Below are 1130 nucleotides of genomic sequence, written 5' to 3'. Positions count from 1 at the left end.
ACATTTGATTCTGATTCGTTTGGAGAAACGGATGATTTTGAATCACTGTCGATAGTAGCCAGTTGACGGCCAGTGTCAACGATTCCCGCCAGATTCTGCCATCCTTACCATTGGTGCGCATAATGTACGACTCGTTATGTTGAAAAGGCCGCTGCGAAAATCGAATTCCGCAGCGGCCTCTTTAGCATAACGTCATTGTGCGTACCATTAGTTATCTGCACATCTTGCAAGAAATAGTAAGTTTGTTGCGGTCAGATGAAGCATATAGCTGACCAAATTCTCTTCTACTTCTTTTATTTCACTGCCTTGTCCATGTCCTGAATTTTTGTTTCTTATTGTTGGAATGCCAGTTTCAAGCATTGTTTTTAAACTTGTAAATTGGCTTTGGAGATATGCAGGGATGAGATTATTTTCTAAACAACTATTAATTAGCCTTGAAGCTGTATCTCCTTGCTTATATTTCCATCCTTTCTTATCGTGTATAGCTTTCATTAGACTTTCAAATGATTTTAAACAATCATTGAGACTTTCCTTGTAGTTCCCTTCACGATAATGTCTGTGGGCAGATAAAAATTCGGCTCTTGCTCCTTCATACTCAGTAGTATCGTTTAGGTAAAATAATATTGGCTTGACTGCCTCTGCGTGTATTAATTGAGAATCAACTCTGATAATTTCATTGGATTCAAACTGATAACCAATCCCGTTTTCCCTAAATCTTTGATTTAAAACAGATATTGCAAGGTCTGCCTTTTCGCTACATTTGCTGTTGATATTCCTGTATGTGGTGTTAATACCTATAAAGCAAAGCTCAATAACATCTATTGCTTGCTCAACATGCTCATAATCGCCATCGTCATAGTCATATTCGGTAATTCTTTCGGAAAAGAAAGACATAACCTCTAGTCGATAGCCCTTAGGGTCTTTTGTTAACTTGTAAAGCCCATACTCATGGAGTAATTTTTTTCTAATGCTTTCATAAAACTTGTCTGCAAAGTTTTTCTTTTTTGAGTCTTGCTTCAACGTTGCATAAGTGTGACCACGTCCGACTGTATCATTCAAAATGTGACAGATTTGTCTCTTTAATTTAGCTGGTATAATATTATATTGATAGATGTCATTAACTTCTCCTC

1 protein-coding gene is annotated in these 1130 nt (G+C 37.0%); it reads right to left on the bottom strand.

Annotated features, from left to right (window positions below; all coding sequences use genetic code 11):
• Positions 1–207: 207 nt before the first annotated feature.
• The coding region (locus NNN64_RS22800; RefSeq protein WP_271442879.1) for an STM4504/CBY_0614 family protein at positions 208–1130 on the bottom strand (923 nt) is incomplete at its 5' end.

It is taken from the genome of Citrobacter sp. Igbk 14 (assembly GCF_028069825.1).
GTDB lineage: Bacteria > Pseudomonadota > Gammaproteobacteria > Enterobacterales > Enterobacteriaceae > Citrobacter.
This window is presented reverse-complemented; position numbering and strand designations above follow the sequence as displayed.